Source organism: Exiguobacterium sp. 17-1, assembly GCF_023096305.1.
Classification (GTDB): Bacteria; Bacillota; Bacilli; order Exiguobacteriales; family Exiguobacteriaceae; genus Exiguobacterium_A; species Exiguobacterium_A sibiricum_A.
In genome coordinates this window covers 185,721-209,167 of the sequence record NZ_JALIGJ010000005.1, presented here as the reverse complement: position 1 = coordinate 209,167, position 23,447 = coordinate 185,721, and the positions used below count along the sequence as shown (strand labels likewise).

Here is a 23,447-nt window from a genome sequence, read left to right as displayed (position 1 = left end):
GAGGACCCGATGCAATTCTCAAAAATTAAAAAGCAGATATTATCGTTCGTCGCGCCGTCACTTCGACCGCGTCTCGATTTATATGCCACAGTCGACCGGCATTTTCATGACGGTGAAGCCCGAGTCTGGATGACGCTGAATGGGAAAATATTTTTTAAGGCGGAGGATTTACGGTTTACGTTCGAAGCGGACCGTCGTTATGCGTTGGCGAAGAACCGCTTGCCGGAAAAACCGGAGCGAATCAAGTTGGAGATTTTTCAATCGGACTGGTTCAACACATCGCGTGCATTATATAAGCAGATTGAACGTGAGTTGGAGCAAGAAGGGTGGCACGCCAATTATGACGTGCAACAGGATTTGCTGCTGTACCCGAAGCTCTCGATTGAAGAGGCTTTGACGCATCCCCATGCCTTCATCCGCGGTTTTGCGTTGCTCGACCGGCGCGTCGGGAAACGGCGCTTGGAACGAGTAACATGCGACACACCGTTTGAATTAACCTGTTTAAAGATTCGACTGGAAACGGAAGTGAACTAACACCAAAAAAAGAGCAAGGCGCGGAGCCTTGCTCTTTTGCATGATTAAGTTAAATCGAAAACGAATTAACAGCGTGAATGCCTTCTTGTTCGACGAATTCGTCAAGCAGTGCCCGGACGTCATCCGTTGAATTCGTATCCATAAGACGGGCGCGTAATTCGCTCGCCCCGCGGAAACCGCGGACATAAATCTTGAAGAACCGGCGGAGCGGCTTGAAAAGACGCGGTTCGAATTCAGCTGAATACTGATCGTGCAGGTCGAGTTGCAGACGTAACAGATCAAGTAATTCTTCACTCGAATGATCTTTCTTTTCAACTTCGAACGCAAACGGGTTATGGAAAATTCCGCGTCCGATCATGACGCCGTCGACACCATACTGCTCGACGAGTTCAAGCCCGTGTTGGCGGTCGTTGATGTCTCCATTGATCGTCAAGAGCGTTTGCGGTGCCACTTCATCGCGGAGCTTCTTGATTTCCGGAATCAGTTCGAAGTGGGCCGGGACCGCACTCATTTCTTTACGTGTCCGCAGGTGAATCGACAGGTTGGCGATGTCCTGCTCGAGAATATGGCGTAACCAGTCGTGCCATTCTTCGACTTTTGAGTAACCGAGGCGTGTCTTGACGCTGACCGGCAAACCGCCGGCTTTTGCTGCTTGAATCAGTTCAGCGGCGACATCGGGGCGGTTGATCAGCCCGGATCCCTTTCCGTTGACGGCGACGTTCTGAACCGGGCAACCCATGTTGATATCGATGCCCTTAAAGCCCATTTCCGCCATCCCGATACTCATTTCACGGAAATATTCCGGTTTGTCGCCCCATATGTGGGCGACCATCGGCTGTTCATCTTCCGTGAACTCAAGGCGTCCGCGGACACTCTGTTTTCCTTTTGGATGACAGTAACTTTCTGTATTCGTAAATTCAGTAAAGAAGACATCCGGCCGCGCTGCTTTCGCGACGACGTGACGGAAGACGACGTCGGTGACATCTTCCATTGGAGCAAGTACAAAAAATGGTCGTGGCAGGTCCTGCCAAAAGTTGTTTTTCATCGTATATAAAACCCTTTCCTTAAGGTAATTCGTTTTGCACAATTAAAATTTCATCAACTATACACTTTAAGCGTAATGAGGAAAAAGTGCAAGCGGATGGTTTAGGAAAGGGGCGGCGGATAATGAATCAAGGCGGTGGCCGGTGTGACTTGTCCGTTTGATTGTTTGTAGATGATATGGTCTGCCGACAACTCGGTCGGCGACTTCAGACCGGCAGCGGCGGTCAAATTATACAACCCTTCCCGTAACGAGATAATGTAGTTCGTCACCCGGAAACTTTTTTCGTCAATGATCAATGCTTGCTGGAGTTTCGGATCGGTCGTCGCGACTCCGACCGGACAGTGGTTCGTATGACAGACTTGCGCCTGGATGCAGCCGACGTTAAACATCAAGCCGCGGGCGATGTTGACGAAATCAGCGCCGAGCCCTAAGGCGACGGCAATCTTATCGGCACTGATCAATTTTCCGGAAGCAAACAGTTTGATCCGGTCACGAATCCCGTGCGCGACCAACAGTTGATGCAGATACGGCAAGGCGGATTTAAGAGGTAATCCGGCCGCATCCGCGAGTTCCTGGAACGACGCACCGGTTCCGCCTTCCCCGCCATCAATCGTGATGAAATCCGGATGTTTTCCGGACGTTTTCATGTAAGAGACGAGTTCATGCAGATCGTTTAGATTGCCCACGACCAGTTTAATGCCGACCGGCTTTCCGCCGGTATCCCGCAACAGTTCGACAAACGTCAGCATCTCTTCCGGTGTCTGGAATTCATTGAACCGGTTCGGACTGTCAATACTGACACCGGCTTTGACGTTCCGGACGGAGGCGATTTCAGCCGTGACCTTCTCGCCTTCGAGGTGACCGCCCCGTGTTTTCGCACCTTGCGCCAGTTTCAGTTCGAAGGCTTTGATTTGCGTCAGTTCACTTTTCTTTTTGAATTCCTCAAGCGAAAAAGCACCGTCTTCCGTCCGGACACCAAACAGTCCCGGTCCAATCTGGAAGATGATATCGACGTCACCCTTCAAATGATAGTCGGATAGTCCGCCTTCTCCGGTGTTCATCCAGGTTCCTTCCGCCCGGCCGAGACCGATCGACAATGCCGTAATCGCCCGGTCACCGAGCGCACCGAAACTCATCGCCGACTGACCGATCAGTCCGAAGACTTGAAACGGGTGACGGCAGGTATGTTCTCCAATGATCGGAGCGTCAGCGGCGGGGAGTAAAAACGGTGCAATCTGTTGTTCGACCAAGTGTTCTTTACGGGTCAGGAGATTATCCTGATCAAGTTGATAGAGATGAGTCGTAATTTTATGTTGATTATCGATCCGCAGTTCCTGACGGTTCGTTGGAAAAAGGGCATTTTGCAAATAAAAGCCGGCTGCTTCAAAATCACGTTCGGAACCAAATCCCATCGTCCGCGTATTATATTTACCGGAGAGAACCGCGGTTTTATAATCATTCCGGGAAAACGGTTTGTCTTCATTGTTGTTTAAGAATAAGTACTGCCGAAGTTCAGGACCGATTTTTTCAAGGATGTAACGGATTTTTCCGAGAACGGGAAAGTTTCGTAAGATGGAATGCTCCTGTTGTCTGTGATCGATATTCCACAGATAAAGCCCAAGCACCAATGGAACGAAGATGATGAGTGAAATCAATGTCAGGATGATCGTCAGAATGATGGTATCAGTCGACATGGGAGTGCCTCCTTCAGGAGTGGGAGCGGCGGGACGATGAAGAGGGAAAACCAAACAGGTTAGTCGAATAAGGTAAAACAAGACCGTTCTATCCCGATACCACTCGCCTGACGAATACAAACCTAACGGATCAGATGAAGGAAAGGATGATTTCTTATGCATACACTGTACATGAAACAGAAAGTATTCAGTTTACGGGGACGATTTTCGATTCAAGATCAGCAGGAACAGGACGTTTATCTTGTCGAAGGCAGCTTTATGAAACTGCCGAAGACTTTTTCAATCTCGACGGTTGATGGGGAGGAAGTCGCCGTCATCACGAAAAAAATGCTCAGCCTGTTGCCGAAGTTTTTTATCGAAGTCGACGGGGAGACACTGACGATCGAAAAATCATTTACGTTCTTTAAAGACCGCTATACGATTGATGCGGCAGATCTCGAAATCGACGGAGACTGGTGGGATATGGATTTTGAAATCAAGCGTCAAGGCGACGTCGTCGGAAGTGTCGAGAAAAAATGGTTCACGTTTGGTGACAGTTATGAAATTCAAGTCTTTGATCCGGACATTGAGAAGATTTTAATTGCGCTTGTTGTCGCTATCGACTGTGTCAAAGAAGATGAAGAATCCAGCTCGTCATAAGAAAACAATCAGGAGAGGAAGCGCATATGAAGCAGCTTTTGATGAAACAGACGTTTGAACTGAATCGGCGATTTACGATTACCGATGAAGCCGGACAGATCGCGTATGAAGTAAGAGGACAGTTATTCCAAATGCAGAAAAACTGGCAACTCGTGCACGAAGGATCCGAAGTCGGTCGGGTGACGAAACAAACGTTCAGCATGCTGCCGCATATCCTTGTGGAAGTGGACGGGCGTGTTGTGACGACGATTCAAAAAACCGGATTTTTGATGCTTTCGGATTACCGGATTGACAGCCGCGACCTGCAAGTCGACATCAACTGGGCGACGATGACGTTCAGCGTCATGTATCAGGGGAATAAAATCGGACAAGGCAAAAGACGGTGGGTCCGTTTCGGCAAACAGTACGAACTGACACTGTTTGATGAGGCGGCGGAGAAACTGTTTTTAAGTGTCGTCCTCGGACTCGACCGGGCGAAAGCAGACAAAACCGTCTCGACGCTGTTTGCGGACAATTGGGTAGGGGGGAAGAAGTAAATGGAACGATGGGATATTTATACGGCAGATCGCGTAAAAACAGGCCGGACCTGGCCACGGGGGACAGAATTAAAAGACGGCGATTACCGTCTCACTGTTCATATCTGCCTGTTTAATAAGCAGGGACAGATGTTGATTCAGCAACGTCAGCCGTTCAAAGAGGGCTGGTCGAACATGTGGGATCTCAGTGTCGGCGGAAGTGCGACGACTGGTGACACGAGTCAAATGGCTGCCGAGCGCGAATTGTTCGAGGAACTCGGGTTGTCGAGGTCCTTTAAAGGACAGCGTCCACAATTGACGGTGCCGTTTGAAGACGGATTTGACGACTATTACTTAATTGAAACGGAAGTCGATTTGACGACGCTGACGCTTCAGGAAGAAGAGGTTCAGGCCGTCAAATGGGCGACGGAAGAGGAAATCATTACCGGGATTCGGGAAGGAGTCTTCATTTCCTATCATGAACCGTTGATTCGGTTGCTGTTCATCCTGCGCAATCAATACGGTGCGCATCAAAAATAAACAATCCCCAGGTCGCAGGCGACACTGGGGATTGTTTGCAATCAGGCTGTTTTTTTCGATGCCGGAACCGATTGTTTCGGTTTGGTTTCCGGTAAAAAGAGACTAAAGATCAGGTACGTCGAACAGCTGAGGAAAAAGACGACCATCGACGCTGTATAGCCCATCTGACCGAGCGTGTAACTCCAAATAATCGTAAAGATGGTTTGGGTCGCATACGCAATCGCCCAGAACAGGCCGAATAAGACGGTGATTTTTTGTGGTGTCATACCCTTCATTTCGTGGGCCAGATTCATGAAAATCGGATACTGAATGTACATCGCGAACCCAGAGACGAAAGCAAAGATATACGAGACGAGCGGTGATATGTTGCCAAACGCAACCGTGACGATGAAGCTGCCGATCATCACGAAGCCGCTGATTAGAAGAATCGGTTTTCGCGGTGTACCGCGGCTGCCGATTTTCAAACCGACGAAGGTTCCGATAATACCGGCACCGGAGACTAGCAGATTAACGAGCGATCCGTTTAACTCGGTATACGTGTCAAACACCGGTTTGAGTCCGACGAGCGACAGGATGTACAGTGTCAGGAAGCCGCCGAACGCGATCGCATACTTCCATAAGAAGCTGTCTTTAATCGCATCCCGGTAACCGTAAGCTGTAACGACTTCGTTTTGATCGCTTGCCGTATTTAAGTCGAATTCTTCACTGAAAATCAACCAGGCGAGGAACAGAACCGCTGTCAAAGCAGCAAAAATCGTCAACGTCAGCTGCCAGTTGTTCGTGAATTGTGTCGCAAAAAACGTAAACAGTAACGAGACGACAAACGCACCGACATTATACGAGACGGTATTGAGCGCATTGATCCGCAGTTTTTCCGTCGGATCGCTGATGTAACGGGTGACGACTGGATTCATGTAGACGATGACCATCGAACCCCCAAGGCCCATGACCATCCGGGCTGCCGTGTACGCCCAGTAGTTCGGCAGATAAATGGCGACGATCGACATCATCAGAAACAACAGGGCGAGCATCGGTGCCTTTTTAGGTCCGAGCTTCATCAGAATCAGTGCCGCCAAGATGTTCGCGAAAACACGGGCGGTCGTGATCGAGTAGTTGACGAGTTGTGAAATCAACGGGTCAACGGTCCGGTCTCCGAAAAAATGAGCCGTGATTTGCGGGGTTAATGAGGAACCGGCGACCCAGTTCATGGCGAACGTCGCATAGGCGAACCAGAGAACAGCCATCATCAAATACCCTTTTCGTGCATGACTTGCTTGTGTAGACATAATGTACCCCTTCTTTTCTTAAGCCGAATCGCTGTAAGACAGGAATTCGAACTACTTCACTTTGTTATCAATTCGTTAAATGTAGTCGAGTTCGAAGGGGAAGTAAAATAGATAATTCTTATGTTTTCCATAAGTTAAAAGAATAGATAAAAAGTTATCATATGCATTTGGTGAATACTTGAAAAAATGACGTTTTTCCTTCAGTCTGTTTGCTCATTGAAAGGCAAGCGTTCGAAAGTCAGACCCTCAGAATTTTTGACGAGACGATAGATGTCCGGGTTACGCAACTGTTCCCAGTCCGGGTAGCCGAAATTTGAATCGATAGATTTTAACAATAAAGCCATCGCGTTTCCGTGCGTCACCAATACGGTGTGACGGGCAGGATGAAGAAATGCCTCATGGAGGACGGATGAGGTCCGGTCCATTGCTTCACGACTAGATTCACCACCGGGAAACTGGAGATTGAGATCAGAAAATGTCGCTTTTAAGTCAGCCCGCCAGTCATTTAACGAAGAAGTACTGAGTATGCGTTCCTGCAACCGATTCTCTAGTTCGATTGGACAATCGTGAGCATTGGAAAGCGAAAAACTAGTATCGTATGCGCGTCGAAATGGACTCGATAAAATCCGGTCAATCGGAATGGATTTGAAAAAGTCAGCGAGTAATACCGCTTGTTTTTGACCTTGAGCCGTCAACGGAGCATCGGCTGCTTGTCCGGTCGCTTCACAATGACGGATGAGATAGTATGTCTGCAATGTAAGTACCTCCTCGAGATGTAACCATATAAAAGATTTCTGGTAATAGAATGGAAAATCCTCTTTCAAGTTATGAAAGAAGAAATGAAATAATTTGATAAAACGGTTGACAAACGATCATAAGGTTACTAGTATTAGAAACAATTCAGGTGATTATGTCACCTCAGAAACCGAATAAAAAGAGAAAGCTATGATTGTCATGGGTCACACTATGGCAGGAGCAGCTTCTGGAGAGACCGTGTAAACGGCGCCGAAGGGTTCACAATCTCAGGCAAAAGGACAGAAGAGTACTAAATCTTTATTTTTTGTGTTGGCTTTGCCGACCGGAAAGTGATTATTTGCTATTCTGATGATTTTTTTGAGATTGGACACCCGTCCAGTCTCTTTTTTTGTTGGACTGACAGAACAGTCTGACCGGGGGAAACAGAGAGATCATCAAAGGAGGAGTTCAGGTTTGGAACAGCAAGGATTAAAGCGGGATTTATCGAATCGTCATGTCCAATTGATTGCGATTGGTGGAACGATTGGAACAGGGTTGTTTTTAGGATCGGGGAAAGCGATTCAGCTGGCCGGTCCATCGATTGTATTTGCTTATCTGCTTGTCGGGATTGCGATTTTCTTCGTCATGCGGGCACTCGGAGAGTTACTGTTGTCAAAAGCCGGTTATCAGTCACTGACGGATATCGCGGAAGATTATCTCGGACCGCGCGCCGCTTTCGTAACCGGCTGGACGTATTGGTTCTGCTGGATCATGACGGCGATGGCCGACGTGATTGCCGTCGGTGTTTACGTTAAATACTGGTTTGATATCCCGCAATGGATCCCGGCCGTTATCGCCCTGTTGATCTTACTCGGCTTTAATCTTCTGACGGTCAAACTGTTCGGGGAACTCGAGTTTTGGTTCGCCTTGATCAAAGTCGTCACGATTTTAGCTTTGATCGGCGTCGGAATCGTCCTGCTCGTGATCGGCTTTAATACGGATGCGGGACCGGTCACGGTCAAGAACTTGTGGCAGCACGGCGGGATGTTCCCGAACGGTGTCACCGGTTTCCTGTTGTCGTTCCAAATGGTCGTCTTCGCCTATGTCGGTGTTGAACTGGTCGGTGTCTCGGCCGCTGAAACGGCGGATCCGAAAAAGAACATTCCGTCCGCAATCAATAAGATTCCGTTACGGATACTCTTCTTCTACGTCGGTGCCTTGCTTGTCCTCTTGATGATCAATCCGTGGACCGGACTGAACGCAACGGAAAGCCCGTTCGTCAAAACGTTTAGTCTGATCGGGATTCCGGTCGCTGCCGGAATCATCAATTTCGTCGTCCTGACATCAGCCGCATCCGCTTGTAACAGCGGAATGTTCTCGACGAGTCGGATTCTCTATAATCTCGGGAATCAAAAACAGGCACCGGCATCGTTTTCGAAGCTCAATAAAAATCATGTGCCGGCGAATGCATTGTTCGTTTCGACGTTGGTCGTCTCGGGTGGGGCTCTGTTAAGTAAATTACTTCCTGGACAGGCGTTCAGCATCGTGACGACGATCAGTGCAATCTGTTTCATCTGGGTGTGGGGCGTCATTCTCGTCTGTCACTTGAAATACAAGAAGACACAGCCGGAATTGCATGCCGCATCGACGTTCAAAGCGCCGTGGACACCGTTCGTCAACTACCTCGTGCTCGGTCTGTTCACGCTGATTTTAATCGTCATGCTCGTAGCGGACGAAACGCGTCCTGCGCTTCTCCTGACACCGGTCTGGTTCATCGGATTGTTTGTCCTGTATCAGCTGCGGACGAAAAAACATCAAAAAGCAGAACGTCATAGTGCATAATCCATCAAGGAAATAAGTAAAGACCCGGCTCCCTGCCTTACTTGTCAGGGAGCCGGGTCTTATTTTTTGATACGAGACTCAGCGGTGAAATGTGCCATCCGCCAGCTGTTTCTTCAAGGCGGTCGCTTTTTTACGAATCGCCTGCTGATCGCTTTTATCCCGTTTTGCCCACTGCCGGTACATCATCGACATCCGTTGGTTACTGGAGAACCGTTCCTCGTGCCGGGCGATGAAATCCCAATACAAGGCATTGAACGGACAGGCATTGTCCCCAAGGGCATCCTTTTGGTTAAAGGGACAGTTCCCGCAGTAGTCGCTCATCTTGTGGATGTAGTTCGCCGATGCGATGTACGGTTTCGTCGACAAGAGACCACCGTCGGCATGCAAGGCCATCCCGAGCACATTCGGAAGGACGACCCAATCATAGGCGTCGATATACATTTCGTTGAACCAGTCCGCCGTCTGTTGCGGGGAAATCTCAAACAAGTTGGCAAAGTTCCCGAGCACCATCAGCCGCTGAATGTGATGATTGTGCGCCGTTTCGATGACAGGTCGCAACGACTCTGCGACACACGTCATCGTCGTTTCGCCGTCCCAGAAGAAGTCCGGCAAGTCCCGGTTGTGTTGCAGGATATTGACCTGTTCGTACCCCGGCATCTCACTTAAATAAACCGCCCGCATGTATTCGCGCCAACCGAGAATTTGTCGGATGAATCCTTCGACGGCATTAAGCGGTGCGTCCTGATCTTCCAGTGCGGCCGCCGCCGCGTGAATGACTTCGTCCGGTGACAGTAAGCCGATATTGATCGACGAAGAGAGCAAGGAGTGCGATAACGTATCTTCTCCCGTCAGCATCGCATCCTGATAAGTGCCGAACGTCTCAAGCCGTTCGTCGATAAACCGGGCGAGCGCGCGCTGCGCTTCCGCTCGGGTGACCGGCCAGTGGAACGTTTCAAGCTGACCCGGATGATCGGCAAACGACGTGTCGACCTTTTCCATGACGTCACGTGTAATCTGATCCGGGCGGAACCGGATCGGTGCTTTAAAATCAACACCATCCTTCGCCGGTTTTCGATTCTCCGAATCAAACGACCACTTTCCGCCGACCGGCTTATTCCCGTTCATCAATAAACGGCGGTCTTTGCGAAGTTGCCGGTAAAACCGGTCCATCTTCCACGGTTTATCCCCAAGTAGTACCACGGCTTCGTCCTGCGTCAATAAAAAGAGCGGGACGTCGGAACAGACGTCGACAGTGATTGATTTCGGGAGAGCATCCTGAAATTTTTGCATGACACGGCGCATCGGTTCGTCTGTGGTGGCTGTATAGAGGAGGTACGTCGGTTTATACTGCTTCTGGTGCTGTTTCCACGCTTCATCAAACGAATCGGCTTCCCGGTAATCGACTGTAAATCCTTTGTCCCGGAGTTCTTCTGCGAAATGCCGCATCGCAGAGAAAATCAGCACGAGTTTTTGTTTATGATATGCCTTCCAAGTCGAGCGTGATGTCGCTTCGACCATCAGGATGATGTCCTCTTTCGGATCGGCTTCCGTCAGAAGCGGTAAGCTGTGACTGAGTTGATTGCCGAAAATCCAGCGTGTCGCCATAAATGGTTCCCCCTTCTTCTTCTATAAAAGTATATATCCGCTTTTTCTAAAAGTATGTCTTAGGATGTGCGCATTCAATTCAGGGAAAGTATATTTATTTTTAACGGGAAACACTCGATATTTTAATTTATGAATGACCTGTGATAGGGTTATACTGGAAAGGTAAGTTGTCGTCATACGAGCGCTTTCAACTGGTATGACAGGTCCATAATATCAAACGGGGATAGGAAGGATATCATGAGCAGTATGCCTAAACAAACAGATGTTATTTTGATTGGTGCCGGAGTCATGAGCGCAACGTTAGGGGTCTTATTAAAAGAGCTTGCGCCGGACATGAAGATTAAAGTATTCGAGAAGTTAGCGAGTGCTGGGGAAGAAAGCTCAAATGAATGGAATAACGCGGGGACAGGTCACGCTGCACTTTGTGAACTGAACTATACGACGGAAAACGCCGACGGAACGATCGACATCAGCAAGGCCGTTAAGGTCAACGAACAGTTCCAACTGTCGCGCCAGTTCTGGTCGCACCTCGTCAAAGAACAGGTGTTGCCGAATCCAAAAGAATTCATCATGCCGATTCCACATATGAGTATGGTTGAAGGGGCGGAAAACGTCACATTCCTGAAAAAACGATTGGAAGCGCTCTCAGCTAATCCGTTGTTCAAAGGGATGGAATTTTCGGAAGATCCGGAGCAGCTGAAGCAGTGGATTCCATTAATCATGGAAGGCCGGACGTCACCGGAGCCGATTGCCGCAACCAAAATCGATTCGGGTACAGACGTCAATTTCGGAGCACTGACACGGATCCTGTTTGATCACTTAAAACAACTCGATGTCGAGATCAACTACGGTCATGGTGTCGAAGACTTGAAACGGGTCGACGGCGGCTGGGAAGTCAAAGTCAAAAACGAACGCGACAACCGGATTGAACACCATACAGCGAAGTTCGTCTTTATCGGCGGCGGCGGTGGAAGCTTGCCGTTGCTTCAAAAAACAGGGATTCCGGAGTCGAAACAGATTGGCGGATTCCCGGTCAGTGGCTTATTCCTCGTTTGTAAAAAACCGGAAATCGCCGAGCGTCATCATGCGAAAGTCTACGGGAAAGCGAAAGTCGGCGCACCGCCGATGTCTGTCCCGCACTTGGATACACGTTACATCGACGGTCAAAAATCACTTTTATTCGGACCGTTCGCCGGCTTCTCGCCGAAATTCCTCAAGACGGGATCGAATCTTGATTTGATCACATCGGTCAAACCGAACAATGTCTTGACGATGCTTGCGGCAGGCGCAAAAGAGATGGGACTGACGAAGTACTTGATCGAACAGGTCTTACTGTCGACGGAGCAACGGATGAACGAACTGCGTGAGTTCATTCCGAACGCGAAGACGGAAGACTGGGATGTCGTCGTTGCCGGTCAACGGGTTCAGGTCATTAAGGATACACCGCAAGGCAAGGGGACACTTCAGTTCGGAACGGAAGTCGTCAGTGCGGCAGACGGTTCGGTCGCAGCCTTACTCGGTGCGTCACCAGGCGCTTCGACAGCCGTACCGGTCATGCTGGAAGTGCTGGCCAAGTGTTTCCCGGATCAACTACCCGGCTGGGAAGCAAAAATCAAAGAAATGATTCCGTCGTATGGGACGTCACTCGTCGCGAATCCGGAACTCTTTGATCAAATCCACGCCGAAACAACAAAAACACTTGAATTAACGGAAGCACAACCGATTCGTTAAACACATCATAGGAAGCAAAAAAAAGCCCCGTTCTCTTGAAGAGAACGGGGTTGTTTGTGTGAAATCAGCCGCGTTGACGGAAGAAACGTGTTTTCTTTAAAGCGATGCCGACTGGGATGGCCACAAGAATCCCGACGACGTTTTGTGTGATGTTACCTGGAATCGATAATGCTGGAGCTACCCAGTTACTGTACAAAATCCCTTCGCAGATATAATAGACAGCGAGCATGGCGGGAACGGATGCAATCATAGCAAGCAAGTTGACACCAGGCTTTGTTCCGTTACGTCCATATGTCCAAGCAATCCAACCGACGATGAATCCTTGTAAACCGCGACCGACAAAGGAGAAAGGCGCCCAAAGTGCCCAACCAGACATGATATCGAAAAGTCCCATTCCAACCGCGCCGGCAATCATTGCTGTCCGGGGTCCGAAGAGAATTGCGATCAGGAACAACATCGCTGTTCCCATGTGGACGAGTCCGCCATTTGCGGCTATTGGCAATTTAATATTAATGAAAAATGTAGCAACAAAAACAAGTGCAATCGACATTGAAGTGATGACGAGTTGCCGGGTACGAGTGCTTGAATACGGTGCTGCTTTTTGCATGTGTCAGACCTTCTTTATGATAGATTTTGAATACTCTCAATCTATCAGATAGCTGGACTAGCTGAAAGTGTCAATTTCGAACAATTTATAGGGGTCAGTTCGAATTTGAATCTTTACTAATGAAAGTATCGACCTAAAAAAGGATTTTCCGTGACTTCTACGGGAAAAAGCGCGTTTACGCGCTGTCGAGGCAGGCGAGACCCGGCTTTAAGACCTGTGGTCGCAAAAGCCGCGGCTTGCGCCTCACCCGAGAAAAGCACGGGAAAAATTCTCTTTTGTTCGTAGCGATTCTGTTTATACTAGATTTTACAATCAAAAAACGCCTTGCCGAAGCAAGACGTTTCCATGATCAGTTACGAATCATATAATCGAAGGCACCGAGTGCTGCTGTTGCACCTGATCCCATCGAGATGATGATCTGTTTGTAAGCACTGTCCGTACAATCGCCGGCTGCAAAGACACCCGGAATGTTCGTTGCGCCATGACGGTCAACAAGGATTTCACCGAACTTGTTGCGTTCGATTGTTTCGCCGAGCCAGTCTGTGTTTGGCACAAGACCGATCTGGACGAAAACGCCTTCGAGCTCGACATGGTGCTCAGCACCTGTTTCGCGTTCGACATACGTGATGCCGTTCACTTTATCCGTACCCGTGATTTCCTTCGTCTGGGCGTTGGCAACGACCGTGACGTTCGGAAGACTCGCGAGACGCTTTTGTAAGACCGCATCCGCTTTCAGTTCCGGTGCAAATTCAAGCACCGTTACATGTTTGACGAGACCGGCAAGATCGATTGCGGCTTCGACACCGGAATTCCCGCCGCCGATAACAGCAACGCGTTTTCCTTCGAAGAGTGGACCGTCACAGTGAGGACAGTACGCAACCCCTTTATTCTTGAATTCAAGTTCGCCCGGCACACCGATGTTGCGCCAGCGTGCTCCTGTTGAGAGAATCAAACTCTTTGTTTTCAAGACCGCACCGTTTTCAAGCTCCAGCTCAACGAGGTCTTTTTTCTCAAGACGTGTCGCCCGTTGAAGGTTCATGACATCAATCCCGTACTCTTTGACGTGTTCTTCAAGACTCGCCACGAGTTTCGGACCTTCCGTATACTTCATGCTGATGAAGTTCTCGATACTCATCGTATCCATGACTTGACCACCAAACCGTTCCGCGACGATTCCCGTCCGGATTCCTTTACGTGCCGTGTAAATCGCAGCACTGGCACCGGCAGGACCGCCACCGACGACAAGAACGTCGTACGGGTCTTTGTCCGCAAAATCAGAAGCGTCGACACCTGTACCGAGTTTCGCGAGAATCTCCTCGAGGGACATCCGACCGTTTCCGAAGGCTTCGCCGTTGACGAAGACAGTCGGGACAGCCATGATTTCTTTTGCTTCGACTTCTTGTTTAAAGGCACCGCCGTCAATCATCGTGTGGCTGATGTTCGGGTTCAGGACACTCATGACGTTTAGGGCTTGAACGACATCCGGGCAGTTGTGGCAGCTGAGACTGATGTACGATTCGAAATGAGACGTCTCTTTGATGCCTTTGATCTGTTCGATCAGTGCAGCATCGACTTTCGGCGCACGACCGCTGACTTGGAGTAACGCCAAGACGAGGGACGTGAACTCGTGACCGAGTGGAATCCCGGCAAACGTAATGCCGCTCTCTTCCCCGACACGGTTGACGCTGAAGCTTGGTGTCCGCGGCAAGGCCGCCTGTTCGATGCTGATGCGTGGTGACATGCTCGCGATTTCTTCGACGAGCTCGCTCATCTCAAGAGAAACGGAGTCTGTCCCGGCGCTGACCGCGAGGACAAGATCTCCTTCCAATAAATCGAGGTATTGAGCGAGTTGTGCTTTAATATCTGCTGCTAAAGCCATCTCAAATCCGCTCCTTAAATTTTTCCGACGAGGTCAAGGCTCGGTGTAAGTGTTGCAGAACCTTCTTCCCATTTCGCTGGGCAAACTTCGCCTGGGTTGTTGCGTACGTATTGTGCTGCTTTGATTTTGTTTACGAGTGTACTTGCGTCACGACCGATTCCGCCAGCGTTGATTTCAACAGTTTGGATGACACCGTCCGGATCGATGATGAACGTTCCGCGGTCTGCAAGTCCGTCTTGCTCGTTTAAGACTTCGAAGTTACGTGAGATGACGTGTGACGGGTCACCAATCATGACGTACTCGATTTTACCGATTGTTTCTGAAGTTTCGTGCCATGCTTTATGTGTAAAGTGCGTGTCTGTTGAAACCGAGTACACTTCAACGTCAAGCGCTTTGAGTGTTGCGTATTGGTTTTGAAGATCTTCGAGCTCAGTCGGGCAAACGAATGTAAAGTCTGCTGGGTAGAAACAAACGACACTCCATTTTCCACGAAGGTTGGCATCTGTAAGATCGACGAACTCTCCGTTATGGAATGCTGATGCACTAAATGGTTTTACTTCACTTCCGATTAAAGACATGATAAAAATCCTCCTGTTGGGTTCTATTTAAGAATCTGTTCTAGTAGAAAGTATAAACTGTATCTATCACACTAGAATAATTCTAATCTAATACTAATTTCATATAGACGCTTAGTTTTGTCAAGACATAACCTGCAATTTCCTATTCTGATAAACAAAGTGTGAACAAAAAAAGAACTTCCATTTCCTTAAATGAAACAGGAAATGGAAGCTGTATAAGTTACTGCCAGTCCGTATGGAACGTCCCTTCGCGATCGGTCCGGGCATACGTATGGGCTCCGAAATAATCACGTTGGGCTTGCAGGATGTTCGCATTGGAGTTAGCCGTCCGGTAGCTGTCGTAATAAGTCAGCGATGTGCTGAGACACGGAGCAGCGAGTCCGGATAATGAACTTTCAGCGACCACCTGACGCAGTGCCGTTTGATAATCTTGCACTTTGTCCGCGAAGTACGGTGCAAGCATTAAGTTCGCAAGCGACTCGTCCTTCGCAAAGGCCTCACTGATGACATTGAGGAACTCGGCCCGGATGATACAGCCGCCGCGGAAAATCAATGCGATTTCTTCAAGACGTAAGTTCCAGTCATACAGCTCGGATGACGTCCGGTACTGTGTGAATCCTTGCGCGTATGCAGCGATTTTACCCATGTAGAGCGCTTGGCGGATCCGTTCGATCCAGACGTCTTTATCAAGTGTCTCACGTGCTTCCGGTCCACCGAGGACGGAAGCAGCAGTGACACGTTCTTCTTTGACGGCAGAAAGATAGCGGGCGAAGAGGGCTTCTGTAATGATGGACGAAGCAATCCCGTTATCAATCGATTGCATGCTCGTCCATTTGCCTGTCCCTTTTTGACCGGCTTGATCCAAGATGACATCGATCAACGGAAGTCCTGTCTCGTCATCTTTTTTCCGGAGAATATCGGCTGTAATCTCGATCAGATAACTTTTCAGCTCGCCTTCATTCCAAGACGCGAAGACATCCGCAATCTCTTCAACGTCGAGTCCAAGACGGACCCGGAGGAAACTGTACGCTTCCGCGATCAGCTGCATGTCGGCGTATTCGATCCCGTTATGGACCATCTTGACGAAATGGCCGGCACCTTTTGGTCCGATGTAGACGCAACATGGATCGCCGTTCACTTGTGCCGCAATCTTCGTCAAAATCGGCGCGACTTGTTCGTAGGCTTCTTTTGTACCGCCCGGCATGATGGCAGGGCCGGTCCGCGCACCGACTTCACCGCCGGAGACGCCGACACCGATGTATTCGATTCCGTGTTGTTGCAACTGATCAAAGCGGCGTTCCGTATCATGGAAATGCGAGTTTCCACCGTCCATGATGATGTCGCCTGTTTCGAGGTGTGGAATCAGCGACTCGATGACTGAATCAATTGCACTTCCCGCCGTGACCATGACGAAAATTTTTCGTGGACGGGCTAGGGATTGAACAAAATCAGCCACCTCGTAATAAGGATGCACCGGCAATCCTTCGTTATGTGCCATTAAGTCATCCGTCAAATCACGTGTGTAGTTATAGACAGCGACGTCTTCCTGACGGCTTGCCATGTTCAAGGCAATGTTGCGTCCCATGACGCCGAGCCCGATGACTCCGATTGAATGTAGCATAGTATACCGACTCCTTTTTTAGACGACGAGACTGAGCAGAAGGACGAATCCAAGTCCGAAGACGGAAATGATTGTCTCAAGCAAGGTCCACGTCGCGAAAGTTTCTTTCATGGTTAATCCGAAATACTCTTTAAACATCCAGAATCCGGCGTCGTTGACGTGTGAAGCGATCAAGCTGCCGGCTCCTGTTGCGAGGACGACAAGTGCGAGATTGACATCCGATTGACCGAGCAACGGAATGACGAGGCCGGCTGTCGTCAGTGAAGCGACAGTCGCCGAACCGAGTGAAATCCGTAAGATGGCCGCAATGATCCAGGCCAGTAAAATCGGTGATAATGTCGTATCTTCAAACATTTGAGCGACGAATTTACCGACACCGCCGTCAATCAGGACCTGCTTGAAAGCACCACCGCCGCCGATGATTAGCAGCATCATCCCGATTTGTGTGATGGCCGTCGTACAAGAATCCATGACGGTTTTGATCGGAATTTGGCGTGCCAGTCCCATCGTGTAGATGGCGACGAGTAAAGAAATCAACATCGCTGTTGACGCGTTTCCGATGAATTGAACAGCAGATAAAACAGAGTTACTTTCCCAACCAAGCGTTTTTTGCAATAACGTTAAAATCGTTGCAATCGACATCAGGAGAACCGGCAGCATCGCTGTGAAAACACTGATCCCGAATCCTGGTGTCTCGTCTAGATTAAATTCTTTTTGTTCCCCGAGTGAAGCAATGTTGCCGGTTTTTTTAAATGATTCCGGAACAATTCGTTTCGCGATTTTCGTGAAGATCGGACCGGCGATGATGACGGTCGGCACGGCAACGATAAAGCCGTATAGAAGAACTTGTCCGAGATCGGCCCCGTATTCCCCGGCGATGACGGTCGGGCCCGGGTGTGGCGGAAGAAAACCGTGTGTGACGGAAAGAGCAGCGACCATCGGAATCCCGAGATACAGGATCGAGACACGCAACTGACGTGAGATCGCGAAGACGATTGGAATCAATAAAACCAGTCCGACTTCAAAGAATAACGCGATCCCGATAATGAACGAAGCGACAACGACGGCCCATTGGATGTTCTTTTCCCCAAACTTCGCGACAAGCGTCATCGCGATTCGTTGCGCACCACCTGCGTCGGCAATCAATTTTCCGAGCATGGCACCGAGTCCGAAGATCAAGGCGAGGTGACCAAGCGTTCCGCCGAGTCCGGCTTCAATCGTCGTAACGATTTGATCAAGCGGCATTCCGAGCAGTAAAGCGACGACAAACGAGACGATGATTAATGAAACAAACGTGTTTAATTTTAACCCCATAATTAAAACGAGTAACAGAACAATCCCGATGGCAACAATGACTAATGGCATGTGACTTCCCCCAAAAACGTTAAATTAAATTTCTTTTTGAATCAAACCCCGTTGATACGTAGCGATGCGTCGGTAATCGGTTTCGAGAACGCGCGCCAAACTGATGAAGATCGGCAGTAACTGACGGTATTCGTGCATCGCTTCCTCATTCGGTACATGACGATGTGTATCGCCGATCATATCTGCTGCCACCTCGAACGAATCGACTTCCCCTGTCGCATACAATCCGAGAATACAGGCTCCAAGACATGAACTTTCAAAACTTTCCGGAATGACGACTTCTGATTCGAAGATATCCGCCATCATCTGACGCCACACTTCAGAACGGGCAAACCCCCCGGTTGCCTGAATCCGTGTGACCGGACCGTCCATACATTCGATTAATGCCAGGAAGACAGTGTACAAGTTGTAAATGACACCTTCCAGCGCTGCCCGAATCATATGTTCTTTTTTGTGCGACAGCGTCAATCCGAAGAAAGAACCGCTGACATCCGGATTCCAAAGCGGAGCCCGCTCGCCGGACAGATACGGATGGAACAGTAAACCGTCTGATCCCGGACGGACGCGTTCGGCGATCTTCGTCAAGACGGCATACGGATCAATCCCGAGTCGTTTCGCTGTCTCGACTTCCGCCGAGGCCAGTTCGTCGCGAATCCAGCGTAAGACCATGCCGCCGTTATTGACCGGTCCACCGATGACCCAATGGTTCTCGGTTAAGGCGTAACAAAAGATCCGGCCTTTTTCATCGGTTTGCGGACGGTCGATGATCGTCCGGATGGCACCGCTCGTTCCGATCGTAATCGCGATTTCTCCTTTCCGGATGGCGTTAACCCCGAGATTCGACAGAACGCCGTCACTTGCCCCGATTAAAAATGGTGTCGAAGCGCTTAATCCGATTTGTTTGGCATATTCCGGTGCCAAATCGGTAAAGGACGTCGTCGTCGAAACGGGACGCGACAGTTTTGACGCATCGATGCCTGCGACCTGCAACGCTTCCGCATCCCAGTCGAGCTCGTGGATGTTGAACAGGCCGGTTGCTGAAGCGAGAGAATGGTCGATGACATATTGTCCGAACAGACGTTGGAAAACAAATTCCTTGATCCCGATATATTTTTTCGTCCGCGCGGCGATGTCCGGATGTTCTTCGACGAGCCAACAAATCTTGCTGAGCGGCGACATCGGGTGAACCGGAGTTCCGGTCCGGTGATAAATCGAGTACCCGTACTGCTCCTTGATCCGGTTCGACCAGACTTCGCTCCGGCTGTCGGCCCACGTGATGCAGGCGGTCAACGGTTGATCGTGTTCATCCATCGCAATCAAGCTGTGCATCGCACTGCTGAAGGCGACGAACTTTGGTTGCTCCGTCGGATGTTGTTTCGTCATCAGCCGGATGCTTTCGAGGACGGCATGAAAAATTTCTTCCGGATCCTGTTCTGCCGTCGAGCGATTCGGCGTGTGCAGCGGATAACCGACATTCGTTTGTCCGATGACTTCCCCTTTTGTCGTAAAGAGCACTGCTTTTGTACTTGTCGTTCCGATATCGATTCCTAACATGTATTCAGTCATGTGGCTCTACTCCCTTCGTCATCAGTTGTTGCGATTTCCATAAATCCTCAACTTCCTGTACATCATCAAAGTTCTGATGCAGGGAAGCGATCATCCGTTTACGATCGCCGGTCTCGATGGCTTCGATGTAGAGTGCATGGTTCTCGAGAATCCGTTCGAAATCTTCGATATCATCGTCCAGACGCTGACGCATCGACAATAAGATGAAGCTTTCCATGACGGGTTTGAGATTCTGCCACATCATGCTGACATATCCGTGATCAATCGATCGGATGATCGTTTCATGGAACAAGACGTCTTGATAAGAAAACTCATCCGCATCCTTATACTTGATGGCAATCTTCATCATTTCGAGCACTTTACTCAGTTCACGAACCAGGTCCTGGCGATCCATCTTAACGATTCGCTCAAAAACGAACGTTTCGATTAACAGCCGGACATCGTAAATTTCCTGGATGTCTTGTTTGGATAGTCCGACGACGACGGCGCCCATCCGTTCCAGCCGGATGATGCGTTCTGACGCCAACACCTTCAGGGCATCCCGGACAGGAGATCGGCTGACGGAAAAATCAGCGGCTAATTTGTTTTCAGATAAGACGGTACCGCTCTCGATCTTGCCGGAAATGATCCGCATGCGCAGTTCATGGGCGACACGATCACCGGCGGATGCTTTTGATAACCATTTAATCGGGTATAAAAGATCAGACATAAAAAAACACCCTCTTTGTTAGATAAGTATACTTGTATACAAGTAGTATAAACGACGGAAAACAAAATGCAAGCGCTTTAATTAAATTGTCATCTTTCCTGAATCACAGCTTTCTGATGTGATAGGCTAAAGAACGAAAGCATGTAAAAGAGATGAATGAATCAGTCAGATGGAGGGGATGAAATGAAGATTTTAGTGGTTGGTGCCGGTGCAGTTGGTGGATATTTTGGGGGACGCCTGGCAGAAAAAGGGGAAGACGTCACATTTTTAGTCCGGGAACGAAGATTGCGGGAGCTGAAAACATCCGGACTCGTAATTAACAGTCTGCATGGTGATATCGATTTTACGCCGCGCTTAATTGAAGCAGGGGCGGATGAAACGTTCGACGTCATCATCTTGTCGACGAAAGCCTATCACCTGGAACAGGTGTTGCAAGATATCGAACCTTTTGTTTCGGAACATACATATATCCTGCCGCTTTTAAATGGCATGTCACATCTGAAACAGTTAGTGGACCGGTTCGGAGAACAGCGTGTGCTGGGCGGACTCTGCTTTATTGAATCGACACTTGATGCACAAGGGCATATCCTTCAGACAAGTCCGTCACACCATCTGTTATTTGGTCCATTGCCGGGAACATGCACAGACCGCTTGGAAGAATTGAAACAGCATTTGACCGGAACAGCAGCTCCAATCAACTATTCAGATACAATCACCCGCGATATGTGGAATAAGTATCTGTTCATCACGACGTTTTCCGGTGTGACATCGCTCTTCCGCTCAGCAATTGGTCCAATTCGTTCGCGGGAGGAAGGGATGACGATGATTCGCCGCCTGGCAACGGAAGCCAAAGAAGCAATGGAACGGCAAGGCGCCGTATTCAGTGATGAGATTGAGCAGGTACAACAGCAACAGATCGCACAAATGGCTGAAACGATGAAATCCTCCTTACAACGTGATATGGAGAAAGGCAGCGAAGTCGAGTCGGCCCATCTATTCGGAACACTTCTTTCGAAAGACGGGCCGACGCAGGTGTTGTTACCGGCAATTTATGCGAATCTCGAAATTTATCGTTTATCTAGAAAAGACGTTTAACTAGTTTCTATATAGGGAATATTTATCAGGCTGTATTTAGTTTTTTATAATCCGCAATAATGTGTAATTTTCAGCTATTCGTTGACTTGCTGAATTGCATTCAACTATTCTTGAAAAGACAAGATGGTTAAAAACCAAAATATATTTTATATTTTTTAAAATGAAAACAGAAGCGAGAGGGGAATTATTTTACATGAAACGTATTATTATCCGTGCGGGTATGACACCGTTTGAACAGTTCGACGCAGAATATTTGATGAAGCATAACTCAATCGGAGGGAACGTCGGAAACCTGATTTATCAATACAGTATTTTCCGCACCTTGATGACAGAGGGCACGACGATTACACCAGATTACTACTACTATGAAGAAGAGCGTGCAGATGAGATCAACGCGAACTTCGATCTATATGTCATCCCACTCGCTGACGCATTCCGTAAAGAATTCGTTCCGACACTTCGTAAATATACAAAATTGATTAAAAAATTAAAGATTCCGGTCGTCGTCATCGGCGTCGGTTTACGCGCACCGTTTGAGGCGAATTTAAACGACGGTTTCTCATTCGATGAAGATGTTAAAGCGTTTGTCAGCGCAGTCCTAGAGCGCTCAAGCATGCTTGGACTTCGCGGCGAAATCACATCAAAATACTTGACGCGTCTTGGTTTCCGCGAAGGAATCGATCACAAAGTCATCGGTTGCCCGTCGATGTATGCATTTGGTCGTGACTTGAAAATTCGTGAAACGAACATCACAAAAGATTCGATGATCGGTGTCAACTCGTCACGTCTCGCACCACAAAACGTCCTTAACTTCATCACACGCGGAATGGAAGAGTACCCGAACCATTACTTCATCCCGCAATGGATGAAAGAGTTACGTTTGACGTACACAGGCACACATCCGATTGCTGACTTATCTGTCACGAACTATCCGGTCAAAATGTCGGATCCGACTTACATGAACGACCGTGTCCGCTTCTTCTTGAATGCACAGACATGGATCGACTTTTTAAAAGAAGCTGACTTCAGCTTCGGAGCACGTCTTCACGGTAACATTACGGCAACACTTGCCGGAACACCAAGTATCCTGATTCCGAAAGATGCACGGATGCGTGAATTAACGGATTATCACCAATTGACACACATCTGGGCAAATGACATCACAGACAGCACACGTTTGTCAGATGTAATTGAGTCGGCTGACTTCCAGAGTCCAACACGTGTTCAAGCACGTAACTTCGATAACTTCGTTGATTTCTTGAACACAAATGATTTAGAGCACATTTATAAAGAAACGAACTACCCTGAGAACGTTCCGTTTGACCGTGAAATGGCAAAAGCAGAGTTGCTCCCAGTCGTTAAACCAATCACAGGAATTAGTATCGAAGAAGCTGTTTCACGTTTTGAATCATACTTCCCAGCAGAAGAGCAAAAAATCGTGGCAGCTCAAAAACGCGATAAAGCAAAAATGGCTGAAAAAGATAAAAAAATCAAATCGCTTCAAGGCAAGTTGAACAGTCAAACAAAAGAAATGAAGCATCAACAAGGCACATTGAACCGGAAAGCGGTTCGGATGGCATTGAAGACAGCTGATTTGTTTGCGAAGAAATAAACCACGGACGTCTTATACCATTTTGGTGTAAGGCGTTTTTTTTACATGATAAATTCTGAATTGTGTTGACAATTCAAAACAGGGTTGGTACTGTTATGAAAAATTACATTCTTATCCAGAGAGGTGGAGGGACTGGCCCTTTGAAGCCTCAGCAACAGGTCGAAAGATACTGTGCTAATTCCTGCGGGTGTCGTACCCGATCGATAAGCTTCTTTTGATTGTCGACCGACGCACCCATGTATGTGGGTG

Annotated in this window: 20 protein-coding genes and 2 riboswitches; of the genes, 8 read left to right on the top strand and 12 right to left on the bottom strand. The window is 48.7% G+C overall.

Annotated features, from left to right (window positions below):
• Window positions 1–9: 9 nt before the first annotated feature.
• Window positions 10–534, top strand: coding sequence for an SF0329 family protein (locus MUN34_RS13700; RefSeq protein WP_247858092.1), 525 nt, complete (start codon window positions 10–12; stop codon window positions 532–534).
• Between the two features lie 49 nt (window positions 535–583).
• On the opposite strand, the gene MUN34_RS13695 is transcribed toward MUN34_RS13700, so the two are convergent.
• Both MUN34_RS13695 and MUN34_RS13690 read right to left on the bottom strand, forming a co-directional pair.
• Window positions 584–1,579, bottom strand: a complete 996-nt coding sequence (locus MUN34_RS13695; protein WP_026827057.1) for a tRNA dihydrouridine synthase — start codon at window positions 1,577–1,579, stop codon at window positions 584–586.
• A gap of 101 nt (window positions 1,580–1,680) precedes the next feature.
• On the bottom strand, window positions 1,681–3,273 hold the full coding sequence (locus tag MUN34_RS13690; protein WP_247858091.1) for an FMN-binding glutamate synthase family protein: 1,593 nt from the start codon (window positions 3,271–3,273) through the stop codon (window positions 1,681–1,683).
• Between the two features lie 156 nt (window positions 3,274–3,429).
• Between MUN34_RS13690 and MUN34_RS13685 the strand changes: the two genes are divergently transcribed.
• From MUN34_RS13685 to MUN34_RS13675, 3 genes are read left to right on the top strand one after another with little or no spacing between them, the layout of a single operon-like run.
• Complete coding sequence (locus tag MUN34_RS13685; RefSeq protein WP_026827059.1) at window positions 3,430–3,912, top strand: LURP-one-related/scramblase family protein; 483 nt, start codon at window positions 3,430–3,432, stop codon at window positions 3,910–3,912.
• 26 nt (window positions 3,913–3,938) lie between these two features.
• A complete protein-coding gene (locus MUN34_RS13680) occupies window positions 3,939–4,448 on the top strand; it encodes an LURP-one-related/scramblase family protein (protein WP_247858090.1) in 510 nt (169 codons plus the stop codon).
• A complete protein-coding gene (locus tag MUN34_RS13675) occupies window positions 4,449–4,967 on the top strand; it encodes an NUDIX hydrolase (RefSeq protein WP_247858089.1) in 519 nt (172 codons plus the stop codon).
• A gap of 41 nt (window positions 4,968–5,008) precedes the next feature.
• Here the strand turns inward: MUN34_RS13675 and MUN34_RS13670 are convergent, their stop codons facing one another.
• Together MUN34_RS13670 and MUN34_RS13665 are read right to left on the bottom strand one after the other, a co-directional pair.
• Complete coding sequence (locus MUN34_RS13670; RefSeq protein ID WP_026827062.1) at window positions 5,009–6,253, bottom strand: MFS transporter; 1,245 nt, start codon at window positions 6,251–6,253, stop codon at window positions 5,009–5,011.
• A 200-nt stretch (window positions 6,254–6,453) separates the two neighbouring features.
• Window positions 6,454–7,008, bottom strand: a complete 555-nt coding sequence (locus tag MUN34_RS13665; protein WP_247858088.1) for a histidine phosphatase family protein — start codon at window positions 7,006–7,008, stop codon at window positions 6,454–6,456.
• Between the two features lie 217 nt (window positions 7,009–7,225).
• Window positions 7,226–7,301, top strand: a riboswitch (glycine riboswitch).
• 161 nt (window positions 7,302–7,462) lie between these two features.
• Here MUN34_RS13665 and MUN34_RS13660 point away from each other — a divergent pair.
• Window positions 7,463–8,830, top strand: coding sequence for an amino acid permease (locus tag MUN34_RS13660; RefSeq protein WP_026827064.1), 1,368 nt, complete (start codon window positions 7,463–7,465; stop codon window positions 8,828–8,830).
• 78 nt (window positions 8,831–8,908) lie between these two features.
• Here the strand turns inward: MUN34_RS13660 and MUN34_RS13655 are convergent, their stop codons facing one another.
• The gene (locus MUN34_RS13655) at window positions 8,909–10,435 is read right to left on the bottom strand and encodes a cryptochrome/photolyase family protein (RefSeq protein WP_247858087.1); all 1,527 of its coding nucleotides are present in this window, start codon (window positions 10,433–10,435) and stop codon (window positions 8,909–8,911) included.
• Window positions 10,436–10,672: 237 nt separating this feature from the next.
• On the opposite strand from MUN34_RS13655, the gene MUN34_RS13650 reads away from it, so the two are divergent.
• Window positions 10,673–12,166, top strand: coding sequence for a malate:quinone oxidoreductase (locus MUN34_RS13650; RefSeq protein WP_247858086.1), 1,494 nt, complete (start codon window positions 10,673–10,675; stop codon window positions 12,164–12,166).
• A gap of 64 nt (window positions 12,167–12,230) precedes the next feature.
• Here the strand turns inward: MUN34_RS13650 and MUN34_RS13645 are convergent, their stop codons facing one another.
• The 7 genes from MUN34_RS13645 to MUN34_RS13615 form a co-directional block, all read right to left on the bottom strand.
• Window positions 12,231–12,773, bottom strand: coding sequence for an ECF transporter S component (locus tag MUN34_RS13645; RefSeq protein WP_012371862.1), 543 nt, complete (start codon window positions 12,771–12,773; stop codon window positions 12,231–12,233).
• A gap of 349 nt (window positions 12,774–13,122) precedes the next feature.
• A complete protein-coding gene (gene ahpF / locus MUN34_RS13640; RefSeq protein WP_247858085.1) occupies window positions 13,123–14,652 on the bottom strand; it encodes an alkyl hydroperoxide reductase subunit F in 1,530 nt (509 codons plus the stop codon).
• 14 nt (window positions 14,653–14,666) lie between these two features.
• The gene (gene ahpC / locus MUN34_RS13635; protein ID WP_012371860.1) at window positions 14,667–15,230 is read right to left on the bottom strand and encodes an alkyl hydroperoxide reductase subunit C; all 564 of its coding nucleotides are present in this window, start codon (window positions 15,228–15,230) and stop codon (window positions 14,667–14,669) included.
• 220 nt (window positions 15,231–15,450) lie between these two features.
• Window positions 15,451–16,851, bottom strand: a complete 1,401-nt coding sequence (gene gnd / locus MUN34_RS13630; protein ID WP_247858084.1) for a decarboxylating NADP(+)-dependent phosphogluconate dehydrogenase — start codon at window positions 16,849–16,851, stop codon at window positions 15,451–15,453.
• Window positions 16,852–16,869: 18 nt separating this feature from the next.
• On the bottom strand, window positions 16,870–18,216 hold the full coding sequence (locus MUN34_RS13625; protein ID WP_026827070.1) for a GntP family permease: 1,347 nt from the start codon (window positions 18,214–18,216) through the stop codon (window positions 16,870–16,872).
• A gap of 24 nt (window positions 18,217–18,240) precedes the next feature.
• Window positions 18,241–19,782, bottom strand: a complete 1,542-nt coding sequence (gene gntK, locus MUN34_RS13620) for a gluconokinase (RefSeq protein ID WP_247858083.1) — start codon at window positions 19,780–19,782, stop codon at window positions 18,241–18,243.
• Window positions 19,775–20,491: a GntR family transcriptional regulator gene (locus MUN34_RS13615; RefSeq protein ID WP_247858082.1), complete on the bottom strand. Its 717-nt coding sequence runs from the start codon at window positions 20,489–20,491 to the stop codon at window positions 19,775–19,777. Before MUN34_RS13615 ends, gntK begins: the two co-directional genes overlap by 8 nt.
• Window positions 20,492–20,674: 183 nt before the next feature.
• Here MUN34_RS13615 and MUN34_RS13610 point away from each other — a divergent pair, with 183 nt between their 5' ends.
• Window positions 20,675–21,586 (top strand): ketopantoate reductase family protein, encoded by a 912-nt coding sequence (locus tag MUN34_RS13610; RefSeq protein WP_247858081.1) that lies wholly within the window; start codon window positions 20,675–20,677, stop codon window positions 21,584–21,586.
• 193 nt (window positions 21,587–21,779) lie between these two features.
• Window positions 21,780–23,198: a polysaccharide pyruvyl transferase family protein gene (locus MUN34_RS13605; protein WP_026827074.1), complete on the top strand. Its 1,419-nt coding sequence runs from the start codon at window positions 21,780–21,782 to the stop codon at window positions 23,196–23,198.
• A gap of 108 nt (window positions 23,199–23,306) precedes the next feature.
• A riboswitch (SAM riboswitch) is annotated at window positions 23,307–23,408 on the top strand.
• The last annotated feature ends 39 nt before the right edge of the window (window positions 23,409–23,447 follow it).